This window comes from Bacillus sp. 05T22 (assembly GCF_056396765.1).
Genome location: NZ_JBFTMC010000095.1, coordinates 1 through 16,672, shown reverse-complemented (window position 1 = coordinate 16,672; position 16,672 = coordinate 1). Strand labels below are relative to the sequence as shown.

15 protein-coding genes and 1 pseudogene are annotated in these 16,672 nt (G+C 33.9%); 7 read left to right on the top strand and 9 right to left on the bottom strand.

Annotated features, from left to right (window positions below; all coding sequences use genetic code 11):
- Positions 1-477 precede the first annotated feature (477 nt).
- Together AC1DIT_RS21695 and AC1DIT_RS21690 are read left to right on the top strand one after the other, a co-directional pair.
- Entirely contained in the window at positions 478-1,359 is an 882-nt protein-coding gene (locus AC1DIT_RS21695; protein WP_016131771.1) for a VanZ family protein, read from the top strand.
- Between the two features lie 767 nt (positions 1,360-2,126).
- Complete coding sequence (locus AC1DIT_RS21690; protein ID WP_229161828.1) at positions 2,127-2,882, top strand: cell division protein FtsQ/DivIB; 756 nt, start codon at positions 2,127-2,129, stop codon at positions 2,880-2,882.
- A 140-nt stretch (positions 2,883-3,022) separates the two neighbouring features.
- On the opposite strand, the pseudogene AC1DIT_RS21685 reads toward AC1DIT_RS21690, so the two are convergent.
- Both AC1DIT_RS21685 and AC1DIT_RS21680 read right to left on the bottom strand, forming a co-directional pair.
- Positions 3,023-3,532, bottom strand: a pseudogene (locus AC1DIT_RS21685) (SDR family NAD(P)-dependent oxidoreductase); the annotation flags it as partial.
- A gap of 30 nt (positions 3,533-3,562) precedes the next feature.
- Positions 3,563-4,948, bottom strand: a complete 1,386-nt coding sequence (locus AC1DIT_RS21680) for an FAD-binding oxidoreductase (RefSeq protein WP_016131774.1) — start codon at positions 4,946-4,948, stop codon at positions 3,563-3,565.
- A 356-nt stretch (positions 4,949-5,304) separates the two neighbouring features.
- On the opposite strand from AC1DIT_RS21680, the gene AC1DIT_RS21675 reads away from it, so the two are divergent.
- The 3 genes from AC1DIT_RS21675 to AC1DIT_RS21665 all read left to right on the top strand — a co-directional run bounded on the left by AC1DIT_RS21675 (position 5,305) and on the right by AC1DIT_RS21665 (position 7,233).
- Positions 5,305-5,724: a CbrC family protein gene (locus AC1DIT_RS21675; protein ID WP_016131775.1), complete on the top strand. Its 420-nt coding sequence runs from the start codon at positions 5,305-5,307 to the stop codon at positions 5,722-5,724.
- 503 nt (positions 5,725-6,227) lie between these two features.
- A complete protein-coding gene (locus AC1DIT_RS21670) occupies positions 6,228-6,761 on the top strand; it encodes a GNAT family N-acetyltransferase (RefSeq protein WP_016131776.1) in 534 nt (177 codons plus the stop codon).
- 19 nt (positions 6,762-6,780) lie between these two features.
- Positions 6,781-7,233: a DinB family protein gene (locus AC1DIT_RS21665; protein ID WP_016131777.1), complete on the top strand. Its 453-nt coding sequence runs from the start codon at positions 6,781-6,783 to the stop codon at positions 7,231-7,233.
- Positions 7,234-8,006: 773 nt separating this feature from the next.
- On the opposite strand, the gene AC1DIT_RS21660 is transcribed toward AC1DIT_RS21665, so the two are convergent.
- Positions 8,007-8,918 carry a VanW family protein gene (locus tag AC1DIT_RS21660; RefSeq protein ID WP_016115656.1) on the bottom strand — a complete coding sequence of 304 codons (912 nt, stop codon included), beginning with the start codon at positions 8,916-8,918 and terminating at the stop codon, positions 8,007-8,009.
- A gap of 405 nt (positions 8,919-9,323) precedes the next feature.
- Between AC1DIT_RS21660 and AC1DIT_RS21655 the strand changes: the two genes are divergently transcribed.
- Both AC1DIT_RS21655 and AC1DIT_RS21650 read left to right on the top strand, forming a co-directional pair.
- The gene (locus AC1DIT_RS21655) at positions 9,324-9,650 is read left to right on the top strand and encodes a hypothetical protein (protein WP_016115657.1); all 327 of its coding nucleotides are present in this window, start codon (positions 9,324-9,326) and stop codon (positions 9,648-9,650) included.
- Positions 9,651-9,812: 162 nt separating this feature from the next.
- Positions 9,813-10,874, top strand: a complete 1,062-nt coding sequence (locus AC1DIT_RS21650) for a DUF3900 domain-containing protein (protein ID WP_016131778.1) — start codon at positions 9,813-9,815, stop codon at positions 10,872-10,874.
- 220 nt (positions 10,875-11,094) lie between these two features.
- Here the strand turns inward: AC1DIT_RS21650 and AC1DIT_RS21645 are convergent, their stop codons facing one another.
- From AC1DIT_RS21645 to AC1DIT_RS21620, 6 genes are all read right to left on the bottom strand, one after another.
- Complete coding sequence (locus tag AC1DIT_RS21645) at positions 11,095-11,271, bottom strand: hypothetical protein (protein ID WP_170927950.1); 177 nt, start codon at positions 11,269-11,271, stop codon at positions 11,095-11,097.
- 7 nt (positions 11,272-11,278) lie between these two features.
- Complete coding sequence (locus AC1DIT_RS21640; protein ID WP_016115659.1) at positions 11,279-12,607, bottom strand: glycosyltransferase family 4 protein; 1,329 nt, start codon at positions 12,605-12,607, stop codon at positions 11,279-11,281.
- A gap of 38 nt (positions 12,608-12,645) precedes the next feature.
- Entirely contained in the window at positions 12,646-13,701 is a 1,056-nt protein-coding gene (locus AC1DIT_RS21635; protein ID WP_033671386.1) for a phosphotransferase, read from the bottom strand.
- Positions 13,702-13,706: 5 nt separating this feature from the next.
- Positions 13,707-14,882, bottom strand: coding sequence for a carboxylate--amine ligase (locus AC1DIT_RS21630; RefSeq protein WP_016131780.1), 1,176 nt, complete (start codon positions 14,880-14,882; stop codon positions 13,707-13,709).
- Positions 14,872-16,200 carry a glycosyltransferase family 4 protein gene (locus AC1DIT_RS21625; protein ID WP_016133194.1) on the bottom strand — a complete coding sequence of 443 codons (1,329 nt, stop codon included), beginning with the start codon at positions 16,198-16,200 and terminating at the stop codon, positions 14,872-14,874. The genes AC1DIT_RS21630 and AC1DIT_RS21625 overlap by 11 nt, the downstream gene beginning before the upstream one ends.
- On the bottom strand, positions 16,197-16,672 hold a 476-nt coding region (locus AC1DIT_RS21620), incomplete at its 5' end, for a PIG-L deacetylase family protein (protein ID WP_476998395.1). The genes AC1DIT_RS21620 and AC1DIT_RS21625, both read right to left, overlap by 4 nt.

Below are 16,672 nucleotides of genomic sequence, written 5' to 3'. Positions count from 1 at the left end.
GTAAGCACCCTGTCCTACGGATTATACACATTTCATGTTCAATCTCCTCAACAAGCGTGTTCCACAATTTTGTTATTTTTTGAAAAATGTTTTTTGAATCCTCACACATTTTATCGAATTGTTAATAATCGTTTTATGAATGAACTGTATAAAATACCTTTTTAGTGTAGTGTATAAGTTTTATTCAAAAATATAAATTACGTTTAAACGACATTTAAAATAAATAAATCACCAAAAATTGATTCCGATATACTTATTCACCACCTTTATCAATTTAACTTTTTGACAAATTATTTTTTTGTTGATGCATCATTATTACTTATATTAATATGTTTTTATTGCTATATTTTAAAAATACATATTTAATAAAAACAATAAGAATATTCTTGAGTAATAGGAGGTTTTATTATCAAAGGTAAACATCGTAAGATTGTCCTCACAATATTAGGCTTTTATTCAATTTTAATACTTTACTTTATGTTTCTTGGTTTTGATAGGTTGGGATTAAAATATATTAATTATGAATACCAATACCAGTTAATTCCGACTAGTATTCCTTTAGGATTACCAAATATGACAAGTGAAGAAGACTTTAACCTATGGGTTTTTAATTTTGGGAATTTAACTGCATTCATACCTTTTGGAGTACTAATTCCTTTGTTATACCGCTGTAGCTTCATTCGATTCATTACCTCATTTTGTATTTCAATCCTTATACTAGAAGTTTTACAAATGCTAACTTTTCTTGGGGGTTTTGACATTGATGATGTGATTGTGAATGCAATGGGTGCTACAATAGGATTTGTTGCATATAAAATTGGATTTCGTTCAAATACTTTTTTAAAAAAACTTATTATTACTTGTGTAACAGCATCAATCCTTACCTTAGGATTGATTGTTGTTGTAGCTGAATTTAACAAATCATTAGAAAAGCAGCAACAATCTCTCAAAAACGGAACTATTATAGGACTAAATCAACTGACAGAAACTAATGGATATACACCGAAAGATAAAAATTTCCATAGTTTTGAAATTGCTCATAAAAAAATTGAATCTAAATTAAATATGTATAGTAGTAATGGCACAGATTTTCAGCAATTTAAATACTTGTTAAAGGGTAAATATGTAAAAATTTCGGGCTATCTTGGTATCCCAGATGGTGCTAGCAAACGTTCTGGAAAGATAATTATTTCTGTGGATGGAAAAGATGTACAAACGGTTCAATTCTCTGAAGAAAACATATCTACATCAAAAAGTTCCTTTGAAATAGAGTTGGATAAAGCAAATGAACTTTGTATCAAGTTCATTGATACCGATGTATTACTATGGGATGTTACACTTACAGAATGGCAAAAATAATGGATTTGAAATCCGCTAATTTAGATACTTGTGTATTTTTTTATTTGTATATATTTAATATAAAATACAAGTCTTCCAATTTAGGTATATACCGAACACCTATATCTTAATATTCAATATTGCATATCATATTATTATTTATTTCTTTCTTTTAAAATCTTAGAAGTGGATTGTTCATCTAGCAGTTCACAACAGCGTATATTTATTAGTATAATGCTAACCCTAATTACAGACAAAGGGAGAAGAATGTTTATCACTCTTCTCCCTTTGTTTATGTGATTTTTTACGAAGCATTTGTGAACTACTCGCCACCTACGCTTAGAGGTAGAATCTTCTCAGTCCCGCGACGAAAATAATCATTTATCTTTCTTAGCATTACTTCCCTTATTCCCTATATTAGATATCGGGAGAATGAAATTTCTTTCGACACCTTGATTAATTTACAAAATGGTGATATTTTTTTAAGAACACTTAGAGATGATTTACTATATCACTAAATGTTACTAATTTTTTAATTAGAAATCTAAAATGCTGTATCTGTTTATTTAATTGTGAAGAATATCACTTGTATATTATAACTATATTGAGAAATTATTCTATTATGTATATAATGTTTTAGGAATTTATGTCCGTTTTAGGAGCTAGGGGATACACCCTGCAGTGTAAAAAAAGTCAAAATATGTACATGATGGCCATTAACATACTAAACAACAAATGTTAGAGCATTTTTTTAAATGGAATATAGTAGGCTACTAGAGGAAGGTATTATGAATCAAAATAATGTATATCCATTTAACCAACAGGTTCGTCATCAACAACTAATACAAAGTAGAAATTTAAAAGCAGCTAGAAGGAAAAAAGCATTAAGTATATGTGTATTAATAACTTTTATTTTGTTATTATTTTTTAATCGCTTTGGAAAAATTTCAACAATATATGTAACTGGAAATGAAATAATTTCAAAAGCAGAAATTATAAGTCTATCCAATTTAAGCGACAAAGATAATTATTGGAATTTACATGAAGAAGATATAAAAAAAAGAATACAGAAAAATAATCTGATTAAAGAAGTCAAAATTTCAAAGAACTTTCCAAGTCGAGTCACTATTAATGTTAAAGAAAATAGCACTGTTGCATATATGATTAAAGATAATAAGTATTATCTTCTACTTGAAAATGGTACAATATTGGATAAAGTTACAAATAATAAAATCTCCAAAAGTGTACCTGTAATAAAACAATTTACTAGAAATGATGAAAAACAACTTAGAGAACTTATTTCGGAGTTAAATAAATTACCAAGCGAAATACAAAGTATAATATCTGAGATTAATTTTTTGCCAACTAAGAATGATAAATTCCATATATATTTATATGCGAAAAATGGGTTTACAGTGAGCGCTTCAATCACTGATTTGTCTGAAAAAATGGAACTATATCCAGTCATAACTAAAAACTTAGATTCTAAACAATACCCTGTAATTCACTTAGAAGATTCTATATTTGCAAATAACAAATTATAAGCCTTGAAATTACATTTGCTATTATAGGAAAAAGAAAAAAAACTTGTAGTTCTGAAGTGCCCCCAAAAGTTAGAATGTGTCTAACTTTTGGGGGGCACTTCAAAACTATCGGCTTTTTGTTATGTTGGGATTTTCAAAAACTAGTTTCTTGTCCTGGTCACATACGGATAAATCGGATCTCTTAATTCGAAGTCATACGTTTCTCCATTCACAATTCCTACCACCTTCCCACTGTCATATAAATCGAGCAAGAAACCGGCCATTTGTTCAGCTGTATGGAACTTAGGAACAACACCTTTATATTCAAAATTATCAACATCATAGGATCGTTTCGCAAATTCGGTCTCTGTTGCAGCAGGAGCCAAGACTTTCGCTTGCATGGCTGCTCCTTTTCCTTTCAATTCTTGTGCGAGACCTTCTGTAAAGGCACTTACATAGAACTTTGTCGCGCAGTAGGTCACAGCATCAGCAACAATCAAGTATCCTCCTCCTGAAGAAACATTGATGATTTGCGTTCCTTCAACATCTGCATAGTCACGTACATAAAGAGAGGACAGAACGGTTAAGGCTTCAATATTCAAGTGAAGCATCGTCTCAATTTTATTTAAATTTTGTTCCCCAACGGAAGCAAAGTTTCCAAACCCGCCACTTCAGTCGTGGGTCATTGACAGAATCATTCCCTATTCTTTAATTTTAAAAATCTTATTTGGATTCAGAATATTTTTCGGATCAAGAGCTTGTTTCATTTTTTTCATCACAAGAAGTGCTGCTCCATGCTCTTTTTCTTGATATTTTTGTTTACCAATCCCTACCCCATGTTCACCTGTACATGTTCCACCGCGCTCAAGAGCATACATCACCATTTTTTCATTTGCCGCTTCTGTTTTATGCACTTCCTCTGTATCATTTGGATTCACCATTAATAGAACGTGAAAATTCCCATCTCCGGTATGTCCAAGTATTCCCCCAACAATTCCCATAGCATCTAAAGTCTCTTTTGCATACTGTATTGCACTTGCTAACTCTGAAATTGGTACACAAACATCCATACTCATCAGTTTTTTCCCTGGGCAACTATGAACATAAGCGTATGCTAAATTATGTCTTGCTTCCCATAATTTATTTCTTGCTGCTGTTTCTGTTTCAAATGAAATAGCCTTACACTTGTGATCTTTAACAATTTCTTTTGTGAAATCAATATCTTGTTTTAATCCCGCTTCATTTCCATGAAACTCTAAAAATAACGTTGGCTCTTCCCTATAGTTTGTTTCACTATATTTGTTAACTTGTTTCATTGAAAGTTCATCAACAAGCTCAATTCTCGCAATCGGAATGCCAGCTTGTAAAATATCAATTACAGCTTCTACCGCATCATTCACTGTCGGAAAAGATGCTCTTGCTGCCATTGTATGCTCAGGTATTCCATATACTCTTAGCGTTAATTCCGTAAAACAACCAAGTGTTCCTTCTGATCCAACGAAGATACCATTTAAATGATAACCAGATGATGACTTTGCAGCTAAATTCCCTGTATGTATAATCGTTCCATCTGCAAGTACAACTTCTAAATCACGAACTTGATCACGCATAACGCCATACTTTACTGAAGTCGTTCCGCTTGCATTTGTAGCAGCCATTCCACCTAATGTTGCATCCGCCCCTGGATCCACACTGAAAAACAATCCATACTTTTTTAATTCTTTATTAAGCTGTGAACGAGTTACTCCAGGTTGCACTTTAACTAGAAAATCTTTTTCTCTTACCTCCAGCACTTGATTCATCAGTGAAAAATCAATTGTAATGCCATTTTCATATGGAATTACATGACCTTCCAAGCTTGAGCCTACTCCAAATGGTACAACTGGTGTTTGGTACTTGTTCGCTAGTTTTATTATCTCACTAACCTCTTTTGTCGTTGTTGGAAATACAACAACATCAGGCAGACTGCTAGGATGATAAGATTCATCTTTACTGTGCAGTTCTCTCACCGTTTCATTTACTACTACTTGTGTTTCAGGAAGTACCTCTTTTAAAGCAATTATCAGATTTGCAGTTACAGCTTTCATTTCATTCTCTCCCACCATTCTGTTACAAATTTCATATACAATTTAAGATCTTTTTATAACGATTCATCTGATGAGCTATTTCATACATAATAATCTGAAAAAACTAATAATTCAAGTCCTAAATAAAAAACACCGTGCAATTACTATTAAGTTGAACATCCATAATTTAATCAACTCACAAAAATATGTAACATGAAATTAGAAAAAATCTTCTTTCTCGTTAATTTGTCAGTCAAATCATCCCCGGTAATATTTGTAAAATAAAGATATTTTGTTTATATTCAAATTAACCTGATTACAATTTGACAATAGGAATACAGTATAAATACAAATATCATTTATAGGGGGCATCAGACGTGCAATTACCGACCTTTAAATATAATCCAAACGCACTAGAACTAGAGATTATAAAAAAAGAATTTACGACTTGTTCTGTTTGCAAAAACGAACGTGAATATGTTTATAGTGGTCCTTTCTATTCTATAGAAAATGTAGAAAGCATCTGCCCTTGGTGTATCGCTAATGGAAATGCATCTACAAAATTTTATGGAGAATTTCAAGATCCACACTCCTGTGAGAAAGTAAATAATGAAGAAAAAATAAAAGAACTTATCCATAGAACGCCTGGATATGGTGGATGGCAACAGGAGTATTGGCTGAGTCATTGTAATGATTTTTGTGCATTTATTGGATATGTGGAATGGGAAGAAATCGCTCATTTAGCAATTTCATATAATCGGGTTCCTACACATTTTATTAGTTCACTACAAAATTGAATATCAATTGCCGTCATTAAATATGCCAGCCTTTCTCTTTGAAATAGCTTAACATTTTCCGGTAATTCTCCCCATACTTCTCTTGAAATTCTTTCCCAAAATCCTCTTCGATGTGCTGCATCATCATATCATGGTAAAAAGCATTTTTTATTACTTCAATTACTGCTGGATGATTCGTCTCTAATGCAGATGGCTTAATCTCTCCTCCGAAACTACCAATTAAAGCTGAACTAGAATCACAGAGAATAGAAAACTTCCTTTCATCAGCAGGCCACTCTTCATCCCTATAATGCTGGAATACATGTTTAAGAGGTGTTATACATACATAAATTCAAAATATTTAACTTCAGAAAAAAGGGATTCTAGAGTAGAAATCTTTTCCTAATCTATATCCTTTAAATTCATAAACATCAATATCTCCAAGTACTTTATTTCTCTACCATCCAAATTATGTTAAGATTATTTTAATATTTCGAAAAACATATAAAAGGAGCCTAATAATAATGGATGTCTACTTAGTACAACCCACAATTGACTTACAAGAAGAATATTTAGAATTCTATCAAGAATGGAAAAATAGTAGTGAAACGATGATTCCTTGGGTTATCACAAAAGATCCTTCTAATTTTCCAGCAATGGTTCAAGAGTTGCTAGATGCAGCGAAAGGTAAAAACATTCCCGATAGTTGGGTACCGGACTCTACCTATTGGCTTATCACAAATGATAACAAGATCGTTGGTGCTGTAAATATTCGTCATCGTTTAACTGAGCATCTATTCAATGCTGGTGGGCATATCGGTTATGGTATTCGTCCTTCAGCAAGACAAAAAGGATATGCTACAAAATTATTAGCTTTATCATTAGAAAAAATAAAAGAATTAGGTGTTACAAAAGTACTTGTCGTTTGCGATGAAGATAATACTGCTTCAGAAAAAACAATTTTGCATAACAGAGGACTTCGTGATAATGATTTTATCGAAGAAGATGGTAATGTTGTAAAAAGGTATTGGATTGAGCTGCAAACATTCAGTTATTAATGAAAATGGAGGGATTCACATGTCTACATTAGCAACCCAATTAGAACATATAATTCATACTGCATCTCAAAAAATTATACTTTTTTCTGACATGGATATAAAACTCGCCCCAATAAAATGGTCTAAAAAAGAAATATTAGGTCATCTTTGCGATTCCGGTACGGTAAACCATAGACGCTTTGTTGATATTCTTACTTCAAAGGAAACAATTATACTCACTGGCTATGATCAAGATTTGTGGGTGCAAGTACATAATTATCAACAATCTTTTTCAGCAAATGAAATTCTAAAATTATGGGAAGCTATTAACATACAAATGATAAAATTACTAAGCAATGTAAAGAATGAACACTGGCAACTTACATGTAAGTTGGAAGACCAACAGGAAGTAACTTTAGAATGGCTTGTTACAGATTATATTAATCATATGAACCATCATCTTAATCAAATATTTACAAAACATAAAAACTAAATTCCTTTTCACCCTTGCCCGATTTGGATTACATATCCAAAATAAGGAGGACAGCTCACAGCCCCACCTCCTCCTTATTTTTGTTATAAAAAAACTTATGCTTTCTATACATAAGCACCTTTTTTCTCTATCATTATGCATTATGAGTCATTTGTTTTCTTTATTCTTCTTCCTTCTATTGACATCTTTTAACGTTTTACTAAATCCTAAAATCAAAATAATAAATATTATTCCAGCAATTGCTACCATTTCTAAAATGAATTGCATAGTTCTCTCCTCCTCAAAATTATGCCTATTATCCTTTATTAAAACTGTTATCTATTTAGACAAACTTTCATTTGGTTCACTTGGCGTTTTTATATCAAATTATAGCTGTCTAATTGTAAATATACTTTTAAAACACCCTATTTCCTATTTATTCTAGTTTATCAAAAGAAGTTTTTTAAATCAGTAGATAAAGTAAATCTTTAATAATCGGTTGGGGCTTCATCCCCACTGATTATTAGCCCTCAAGAATCGAGCTTTTACAGGAAGTTTATCTCCCACCTAATCTCTTTGCTTTTGCTGATTTTTGAGGTGGGAGTATTGCTGCCCGCGAATAGCGAATAAATTTTCATTACTGATTTATATGTATACAAAAAGCCACCCCTTCTAGAAAAATACTAGAAAGAATGGCTCAGATCATAATAAAGTGAAACTTCGATCAGTGGAGATTCCCCTAATCTTCCACTAATCGTTAGTTGAATCTATAAGACTTTTATGTACAGTAATTCTTATCTTGCTGCACGTACCTCAGCAACAAGTTTTCCACCCTCTATGCTCATATAAAGCTTCACAGGTACTTCATTTGTATTTTCAAACACTAAATCTAAATATGGATATGCAATCGTAGCATCTCGGCCTTGTGGAACGTATCCTACTGTTTTGGAGTGTGTAGTTCTCTCCACCATTTTTAAACCAGCTTGATCTGCAGCATTAAAAAGAGTAGAAGATGTTTGACATACTCCTCCGCCATAACCATCTACTAGTTTGCCGTCAACAATCTCTTTTCCTAACTGATATCCCTTGTCTGGTGTTGTATCTCCAATTAATGCGTTAAAAGAGAAACGATCTCCTTTTCCTAATACGACACCACTAATATTACTTGCAGACAAACGAATATTCTCGATTCTACCACCTGTAGAACCACCTAAGTTTGTTTCATATCTTCCTAAAACTGCACCATTTCCACTTGCATCTTCCGGCTTCGCTACAGGTTTTTTCTCAACAATTGGTAGTTGGTACGAAGAATCCCACATTCCTACGTTCATTAGTTTATCTACTAGCTCTTTTTCCATTAACTCATAAGAAGGCTTACCTTCTTGCCATGTTCCATCACTTGCCATACGAGAAGGGACCATCTTTTGATCAATAGTTTTTCCGACTTCCTTAGCAACCTTCGTTACTTCTTTTTCAAACTTATTTTCATCTTCAAAATAACCTAAGCTTGCTATATTAACATTTTTTACTTCTTTACCACTTCTAGCATCTACTAAACTTACACTTTCATTGACACCAGTCTTAGCTTCTACTGCATGCTCTCCTATGCCACTTACCAATGAAACTTCACTTATTTTTGTACCACATCCACTCACTATGCTTACACATAGTGCCCCTATTACTATACTTTGTACCTTACGTAACAATATACTCTCTCCCTTTCCCTACCATTACTCTTTGTTTTCAATTTTATGTATGTATAATTACATGACTTTGCAATATGACTACAAAATATTACAATTTGATTTCCACTATATTAAAATTACTCTTTTCTTTAAGAAATGTCTACACATATTTACTTAGAAACTTAAGTTTGTAATGCTCCTCTTATTTAACCAGTATATACCAAATGATTATTCAAAAACAATTTTAATACATTAATATTTTGGAATTCTTCATAGGCAATTCTCATTTATAAAAACTTATCACAAATTCTCTTGAATACATTTGATGAAGCACCCTATTCAAAATAGGTATTTGCCGTGCCACCTATCCGCTCTTACACATACATTATGATGAATTCAAGCAAATTTAGAGAACGGAGGATGTTTATGTATCCCTACAATTCATATGCCCCCTACAACCTTTATAACTATCAACAATCATATGACGGGCAATCGCAATATCAACCATATATAGAACAAACAGAACAAATTGATCCATATGATCCAAATAGACAATTTCAAATTCCAATTTCCTTTCCAGGTAGTGGCGGCCGTCAGTTAGAAAGACGAGTAAATGAGCTAGAACAAAGAGTAAATCAACTTCAGCAGACAGTAGAACGTCATACACGTAGACTCAATCGATTAAATCAGCGTTTACGTACTGTAGAGAATCGACTAAACATTCCATTTTCAGCACTTGAGGATGGATTTTAAATTAGTAAAACAAAGAACTATATAAGGAAGGGACTCTCCCTTCCTATATTTCAAATTAACAAATAGTAAGCCCCTGTTATCCGTTTTATTTTATTAAATTGACGAAAGTTTTCTCCATCTCTATACTGATAAGAGTYAATGAAATGAAACAAGGTGATAAATATGGATTTTGAAATAAAYTTYCTCTCCTTCTATGTWATACAAGTAGAAGGAAAAGGTGAACAAGCAGATAAGCGATATAAACATTTTCAAACGTTGGATGCTGAAGAATATGAGGACAGCCCCTTAAAAGAGTTCTTAGATGGTGAATTATTAAAAATATCTAAACGAAAAGTAGAACGTCATGCAAAAACCGAACAAGCCCCAACAAAGATTGGTCGATTTATTGTAGAAACTGGGCACGAATTCGATTCCAACCCTCATTATAATTTATTTAATCGTATCCGTTTTGCAGAAACGAAAGAGAATTTTAAAGATATGAGTGAACCTCTCGTTTATACATATATCGATACAAGTGCAGTACGCGGTGGTGTATTTTTAGTTGCTCAAGCAAAACTGAGGAAATACTTTGACGATCCATTCGTATTCGTTATGAAGTGTGACTTCGAGCCAAAAGTTGCTTCCATTTCCGACGAAACAACACTTATTCGCAACGTTGAAATGGCAATTACGACAAAAAATATGAAATCTATTCAATACCCATACATGCCAGAAGAAGGCATTGTAGAGCCTGGCGAACTAAAAATCCACCAAGCATCACACGCACGCTACTTTGAGGATTTCTTAAAATTCGTCGAATACGAACGCTCTATGCCAGAAATTATGAAAACACAAGTTATGGACATGGTATACGACCAAATCGAAGACGTGTTTGAAGAAGGTACGGAAGAACGAGAACAATTCGACCAAGCGATGGAAGTATGGGCTGCCAGTCCTAAGCGTGAAATTATGGAACATTTCACAACGGAAGAAGTAATGGAAGCTACAGCGCAAATTGTGGAGCATACCCCTGAGATAGAATTAAAGCTAAAGGCAGATCATATTTCTGTGAAGGCATTGCTTGCAGATTTTGGGGAACAGATTCATATTGCCAAGGTTAATGATAAATATGTACTAATGATTGAGGCGGATACACTTACGTTTGAGAAGGGATTCTCTCCTATTGAGTTTTTGAAGCCGGATGAGTTAGAGAAAGTAATGGAGCGGATTGCGAGTAAGACGTAAAATAAAAGAAATTTTAGTGTCACTAAAACGATTTTTGTATTTGATAATCTAAAAGTAAGCTCGTATAATCGTTAAAAACCCAGCCGTTCTTCTTCGATTACTTCGAAGAAGAACGACTGGGTTTTTAATGACAAAATGGCTGGATTTTCAATTGACAAATACACTAGCTCCTCACATATGAGTTATCTATTCATTCTTCATACATACAAATTTCTTCAAGTCAGCTTTTACTTTGATTTGCTTTCTTTAAGTAAGAAATCGTTTGGTCTAAACCAAATGAGACGTCTGAAGCAGGCTTCCATTTTAATACTTCAATCGCTTTACTAATATTTAACTGGCTATGAAGAATTTCTCCTTTATAGATTGAGTCATCATTCCTTTTATTACGACATTCCATACATGTTCTACATATCGCTTATAAAAGAGTGATAGATTCTTTCTATCTTTGAAATCATCCCACCTTGAGTTAGATGTTGTCGTGAATATTCCTGAGCATTTCTTCCTAAACGTTCACGAAGATTCTTATTTGCTAAAAGCAATTTAAGAGCATCGGAAAGTTGTTGTACATTTCCCGGTTCACAAATGATCCCTGTTTTTCCGTTTTGAATCATTTCTGGTATACCACCGCAATTTGTTGTAACAATAGCTTGACGAGAAAACATAGCTTCAATAATTGAAATCGGAAAATTATCGTTAATGGTAGGTAAGACATAGATAGCAGAAGAGGAAAGGATTTCTGGTATATCTGTTCTTCTGCCAAAGAACTTGATATTGTCGAGACCAAGTTGTAGTACTTGGTCTTCTAGTCTTTCTCTCATGACACCATCACCAACAATCCATATTTCTACATTAGATAAATCTTGTTGAATTCGCGAGAGCGCTTTCAGAAAAATGTCATGACCCTTTCTGGGAGAAAGGCGGGAAACACAGGAAATTACAAGATTATCATTATACTCTTGTTTAGGTATAGAAGCTTGATGAAAATGTATGCCTGTATGAACAGTAACCAGTTGTTCTATCTTTGCGCCATACTCTTTTAAAGGGGAATGAAAAGAATTACTGATCGTTATGATTTGATCGGATGCTCTTATTCCCTGTTTTTCAATTTCACTAAAATAAACTTCCTCAATTGATCCTTTTTTTATTTTATCGAACTTTAACCGGCTTTTTGTAAAATGTCCATGCGGTGTAAAAAAAAGAGGTTTCTTATATTCTAGATTTAGTTGTCCTAATAAAAAGACAGAAAATAAATCTTGTGCATGAAACACATCATATTGTTCTAGATTTCTTCCTCTTAAGAAAGACTTATACACGTTCATGAAACTAGTGTTTTTTATAATTTTTTCATTGACTGTACCATATCGTTGCAGCAGAAAGTCCCTTGCATGTTCAGCAGCCTGCGGGATATCTTGCTCTAGATGAACTGCTGTCATTTGAGTAGGTGAGATGACATCTACGTCATGACCATACTTTTCAAAACCTGTTTTTAAGGAAGTAATATAACTTGATAACCCTCCAGTATTTGGATATCGCAAAAACGTTACGTAGAGGATCTTTAGTTTATTTGTTTTACTTGGTATGCGATTCTTTTTGATTCCAAATGTCTGAAATGGTTCCATTAAATGATTCTTTTTACTATCTATTTTATAGTATTCATCCATGACTTTTAGCAGGCTCGCATGGAAAGGACAGATGTATTCATTTCGCTCTTCCTTTATTGTATTCAGAAGCATCTCCTCCTAACTCTGCTAATGTGAAAATTTTATTTATCTTATAAACCTAATTCTCTTCCCCAAGTTGAAACTTTTTCAAGATGATACGTTAATAGCTCGCCACCGCGGTTATCGAATATTCTTCGTAGCTGGGTATGCAACCCCTTTTCTAATGTTCTCTGCAAATACGCCATTTTATAAAGGTCAATTGGAGCCGTTTTAAATTGAATGCCATTCTTCTGCATTTGTTTTGTATATGATTTCACACAATGCGTGCGAATTTCTTCTGCATGACTCTGCCAATCTTTTCTGAAACCTAATAATATTTCGACTAAAACAACCATATCAAACCAGACGGGTGCATATTTAATGGACTCCCAATCGATAAACTGGATATTCCATGGTGCACCTGGTGTCACATTGTTGCTGCATATGTTTTGCATATGAAGATCACCATGCGTTATAGATGAACCATTTTCAAATAGTTCCGGGAAAAAATCCGGTCCCTTATGACATAGTTTTATTAGCGGTTTATGATAGGGTTTAATGATCTCCCTTAACCGGTCGTCTTTCGCTGCGTCATCGAGAAAAGCAATCGTCTTTCCAATATATTTGGCTCGATTACTTCTCATGTGGCTTGATTCATAAATAGGAAGCCAAGATTTCCAAACATCTTTATGCTTTTTAAAGTTGTCTTCAAATGTGTGTGCGTGAAGTTTGGCAACGGTGGGGATAATGTAGTCAAAATGTTTCGGAGAGAAGGTGATCTGGCCGCGTACTTGCTGCACAAATTCCATGAATATCCAGGTGTCATTTCCATTTTTTTCAACATGATATATTTGAGGAAGAAACTCTTTCAATATAGGATAAGCTCTCTGATATACATTAATCTCTACTTCATTTTTATAGTTTGTTGAATGATATATTTTTAAAATAATGGGATAATGATTCGTTTTTTTTCGAAGAGATAATTTGTAGATATTCATTCTTGTTGTTGATTTTAGACACTCGATTTTAGCAGGGTCTATTACAACCCTCTCAGCCATTGAATAAGAAAGCTTTTCTGAAATCTTCAACTTCTCAAAATGATGGAATAATACTTTTGCCTCGTACAACGTTTTCATTCCTTTCGTTTTTGTTTCCAGGCGTTCTTCAAATGAGACCACGTGCTTCTAATGAACGGCATTGGATCATCCCATGCAAACAAAGCAAACTCTTTTTTGCCTCGCAAGCCTTCATAAAAATCTTTCCACGTCATTTCGGCTCTTTTTTTCTTGTGGCGGAACGTTAAATAATACCGCACAAGATAAATCCATTTGACACCGTCTATTTGTTTGAGCCTCGGCACGGGGTTTTGCTTGGTTAAATATAAATAATACATATAAACAAAATCCACGCCAGCAGGTCCTGTCAAGCTATGCGTTAACCAAAAACGAGGATTTATTTCAATAAACTTATAAACCCCATCTCGGGGGTCCTTTTTAAACTCTGCCATACCAATACCTTTAAGGTTCATTTTTTTTAAAAATGGTAAACATATATCCACCAATTCTGGAATTTGTTTACTAACAATATGAGCTCCCGTTCCAAATTCAGCTGGGAATTGATGATTCTTTTGCAAAGAAAATAACGCTAGTAGCTCCATATTGTCGTCATAAAAAGTGGCCACTTTATAAAAATGCTGATTGTCGCCAGGAATGATTTCCTGAATAATGAGCTTTCCATGCTGCCGATACAATTCATACTCATTTCTTAGTTGATCTGGATCTTTTATGAATATGGCCTTTTTATTTATTTTTTTTCGAAACTCATGGCCCAAAGTCGGCTTTAATATACATGGGAAATCCAGAGACAATATCGCTTCTTCAATTTGTTCTTTATGTTCGATCACATACGTTTTAGGACATGGAATATTATGCTTCACTGCTAATTCATACATTTTGTGTTTATCCAGTATTTCTTCAATCAGCGAATGTTCAGGAAACAAAAATAAATAGTAGTTAGACAGTTCCATTCGATATTTTGAAATGAACACCACATAATCATCCGCACCTGTATACAAAATCGGTTTCAGTTTAAATTCTTTAGCCAAATTGATTAAAAAAGTTAGTAATTCCTTTTCATCTGATAAAGGACTTGGGCATACTCCACATGAAGCAAGACGTGATTTTCCTATCTTATAAGGTTTCTCTATATCGAACGCATAAACGTTGATCCCTTTTCTCGCTAAGCTTCTGATGATTCCGATTCCATTGGCACTTAAGTCCAGTACAACTGCTGCGTGTTCATGATTCATAGAATTCTTCCTCACTCAAATACTTTTTGTAGATCTTTTCAATATGAGCTGTCATTGTCTCTCTAGTTAAATGTTTTTTAGCAAAGTTTCTTGCATTTTCACCCAACTGCTCCCGACCTTCCTGATTTGCAATGACGAACTTTAATGCACGTGCCAGTTTAGCTGTATCTCCTGGAGCGACTAGAATGCCTGTCTTGGAGTGATTCACCAATTCAGGTATGCCTCCCGATGTTGTCGAAATGACACAAGCTCCACTATGCATGGCCTCAATGATAGAAATAGGCAGGCTGTCGTTTAGGGTTGGAAGTACAAAAACATCGGTTTTGCTTAAAATGTTTGGCACATCATCCCTTGCCCCTAAAAACTCCACCATGGAAAGACCCAAAGAATCGACTTGCTTTTCTAAAGTGTCTCTCATCTCACCATCTCCGACAATGAGCACTTTAATGTTATCAGTATATTTTCTTTTCAGCTTTGAAAGTGCGTCAAATAATACATTATGGCCTTTTCTTGGGCCTAATCTCGCCACACATGTAATAACGACCTTCTTGTGTGCTGATGTATTTTTTGTGCGATACTTCTCAGGGTAATCAATACCCGTAAGTACAGTTGTCATGTTCTCTTGTTTGGTCCCTAGCTGCATTAACGGATCACGAAATGAATCACTGAGAATGATAAGGTGATTGGCAAATTCAATGGCTTTTCTTTCTAATGTTTGATAATAGACTTCTTCCAGCGAACCTTTTTTAAATATACCAAATTTCAGCCGGTTAAAGGTAAACATCCCATGGGGTGTAAACAACAAAGGTTTTCCGTAATATACATTGATTCTTCCTAATATATTCGCTGTAAACAAATCTTGCGCATGGAAGATATCATATTTTTTTAAGTCGATATTGTGAAGAAGCATCTTTTCATTGATATACATATGTCTGTGACTTTTCAAAATCATGCTATTATAACTTCCATAACGTGTATTAAAGAAATCTTTTAAGCTGGGAACAATTACTTCACGCAGGGTCTCTACTTTACTCCGGGGAAATTGATTAGGAGAGATAATGTCGACTTGATGTCCTTGTTGTCTTAACCCTTCACTAAGTGCTGTAATATAATTAGATAAACCTCCAGTATGAGGATAGTCCCAAAACGTAGCAATTAATATAGAAAGGCTTTTCTTTCGGACCGTCTTTGGCCCTGTATTTGTATAACGTTCGTACATTTCATTCTTCTTTTTTTGAAATGAGAACGAACGAATTCCAAAATATTTATCCATTTCTTTAATTACATAGGGATATGGAAACATAAGCTTCTTTTTCATCGCCAGATCCTCCTTACCACTTCGAACGCTTCAGCGTATTGTACGCCAATCGTCATTCCTCTAACTCTTCCTAAATACTGAACTCCTTCATATGAACGAGGATGAGGAAAATCTCTCATTTCTACATCGTAATGTTTGAGCGCCGCAATTTTGGAATCCATTTGATCTGTAATGTCGACAAAATAATTAGATTTGAAAACTTTATCATTCGTGTGGATATTCCACTCACTAGAGGAAACCGTTTCAAATGTAATTAATTCTATCGGTTTTTGGTTCGGCAGAGGTCGAGTCGCGGTCAAAACCGCTTGAAAAGTAATTAAATGATCAATATTGACATCTCCATAATGGTGGGTGAAGATTTTACTTGGTTTATAGGTCTGTATTAATTGTTCTATTTCTTTCGTTAACTGATGCAGCGGAATTAATTCTAACTCTAAATTAGCATGCTTGAGGAATATCACTTCTTCAATAC

Bases quoted from the DNA above. Each gene is read 5' to 3' on its own strand.
- AC1DIT_RS21655 (WP_016115657.1), top strand. From the start codon at position 9,324: ATGTATCCCTACAATTCATATGCCCCCTACAACCTTTATAACTATCAA.
- AC1DIT_RS21645 (WP_170927950.1), bottom strand. From the start codon at position 11,271: ATGGAATGTCGTAATAAAAGGAATGATGACTCAATCTATAAAGGAGAA.
- AC1DIT_RS21630 (WP_016131780.1), bottom strand. From the start codon at position 14,882: ATGAATCATGAACACGCAGCAGTTGTACTGGACTTAAGTGCCAATGGA.
- AC1DIT_RS21670 (WP_016131776.1), top strand. From the start codon at position 6,228: ATGGATGTCTACTTAGTACAACCCACAATTGACTTACAAGAAGAATAT.
- AC1DIT_RS21695 (WP_016131771.1), top strand. From the start codon at position 478: ATGTTTCTTGGTTTTGATAGGTTGGGATTAAAATATATTAATTATGAA.
- AC1DIT_RS21665 (WP_016131777.1), top strand. From the start codon at position 6,781: ATGTCTACATTAGCAACCCAATTAGAACATATAATTCATACTGCATCT.
- AC1DIT_RS21625 (WP_016133194.1), bottom strand. From the start codon at position 16,200: ATGAAAAAGAAGCTTATGTTTCCATATCCCTATGTAATTAAAGAAATG.
- AC1DIT_RS21690 (WP_229161828.1), top strand. From the start codon at position 2,127: ATGAATCAAAATAATGTATATCCATTTAACCAACAGGTTCGTCATCAA.
- AC1DIT_RS21640 (WP_016115659.1), bottom strand. From the start codon at position 12,607: ATGCTTCTGAATACAATAAAGGAAGAGCGAAATGAATACATCTGTCCT.
- AC1DIT_RS21680 (WP_016131774.1), bottom strand. From the start codon at position 4,948: ATGAAAGCTGTAACTGCAAATCTGATAATTGCTTTAAAAGAGGTACTT.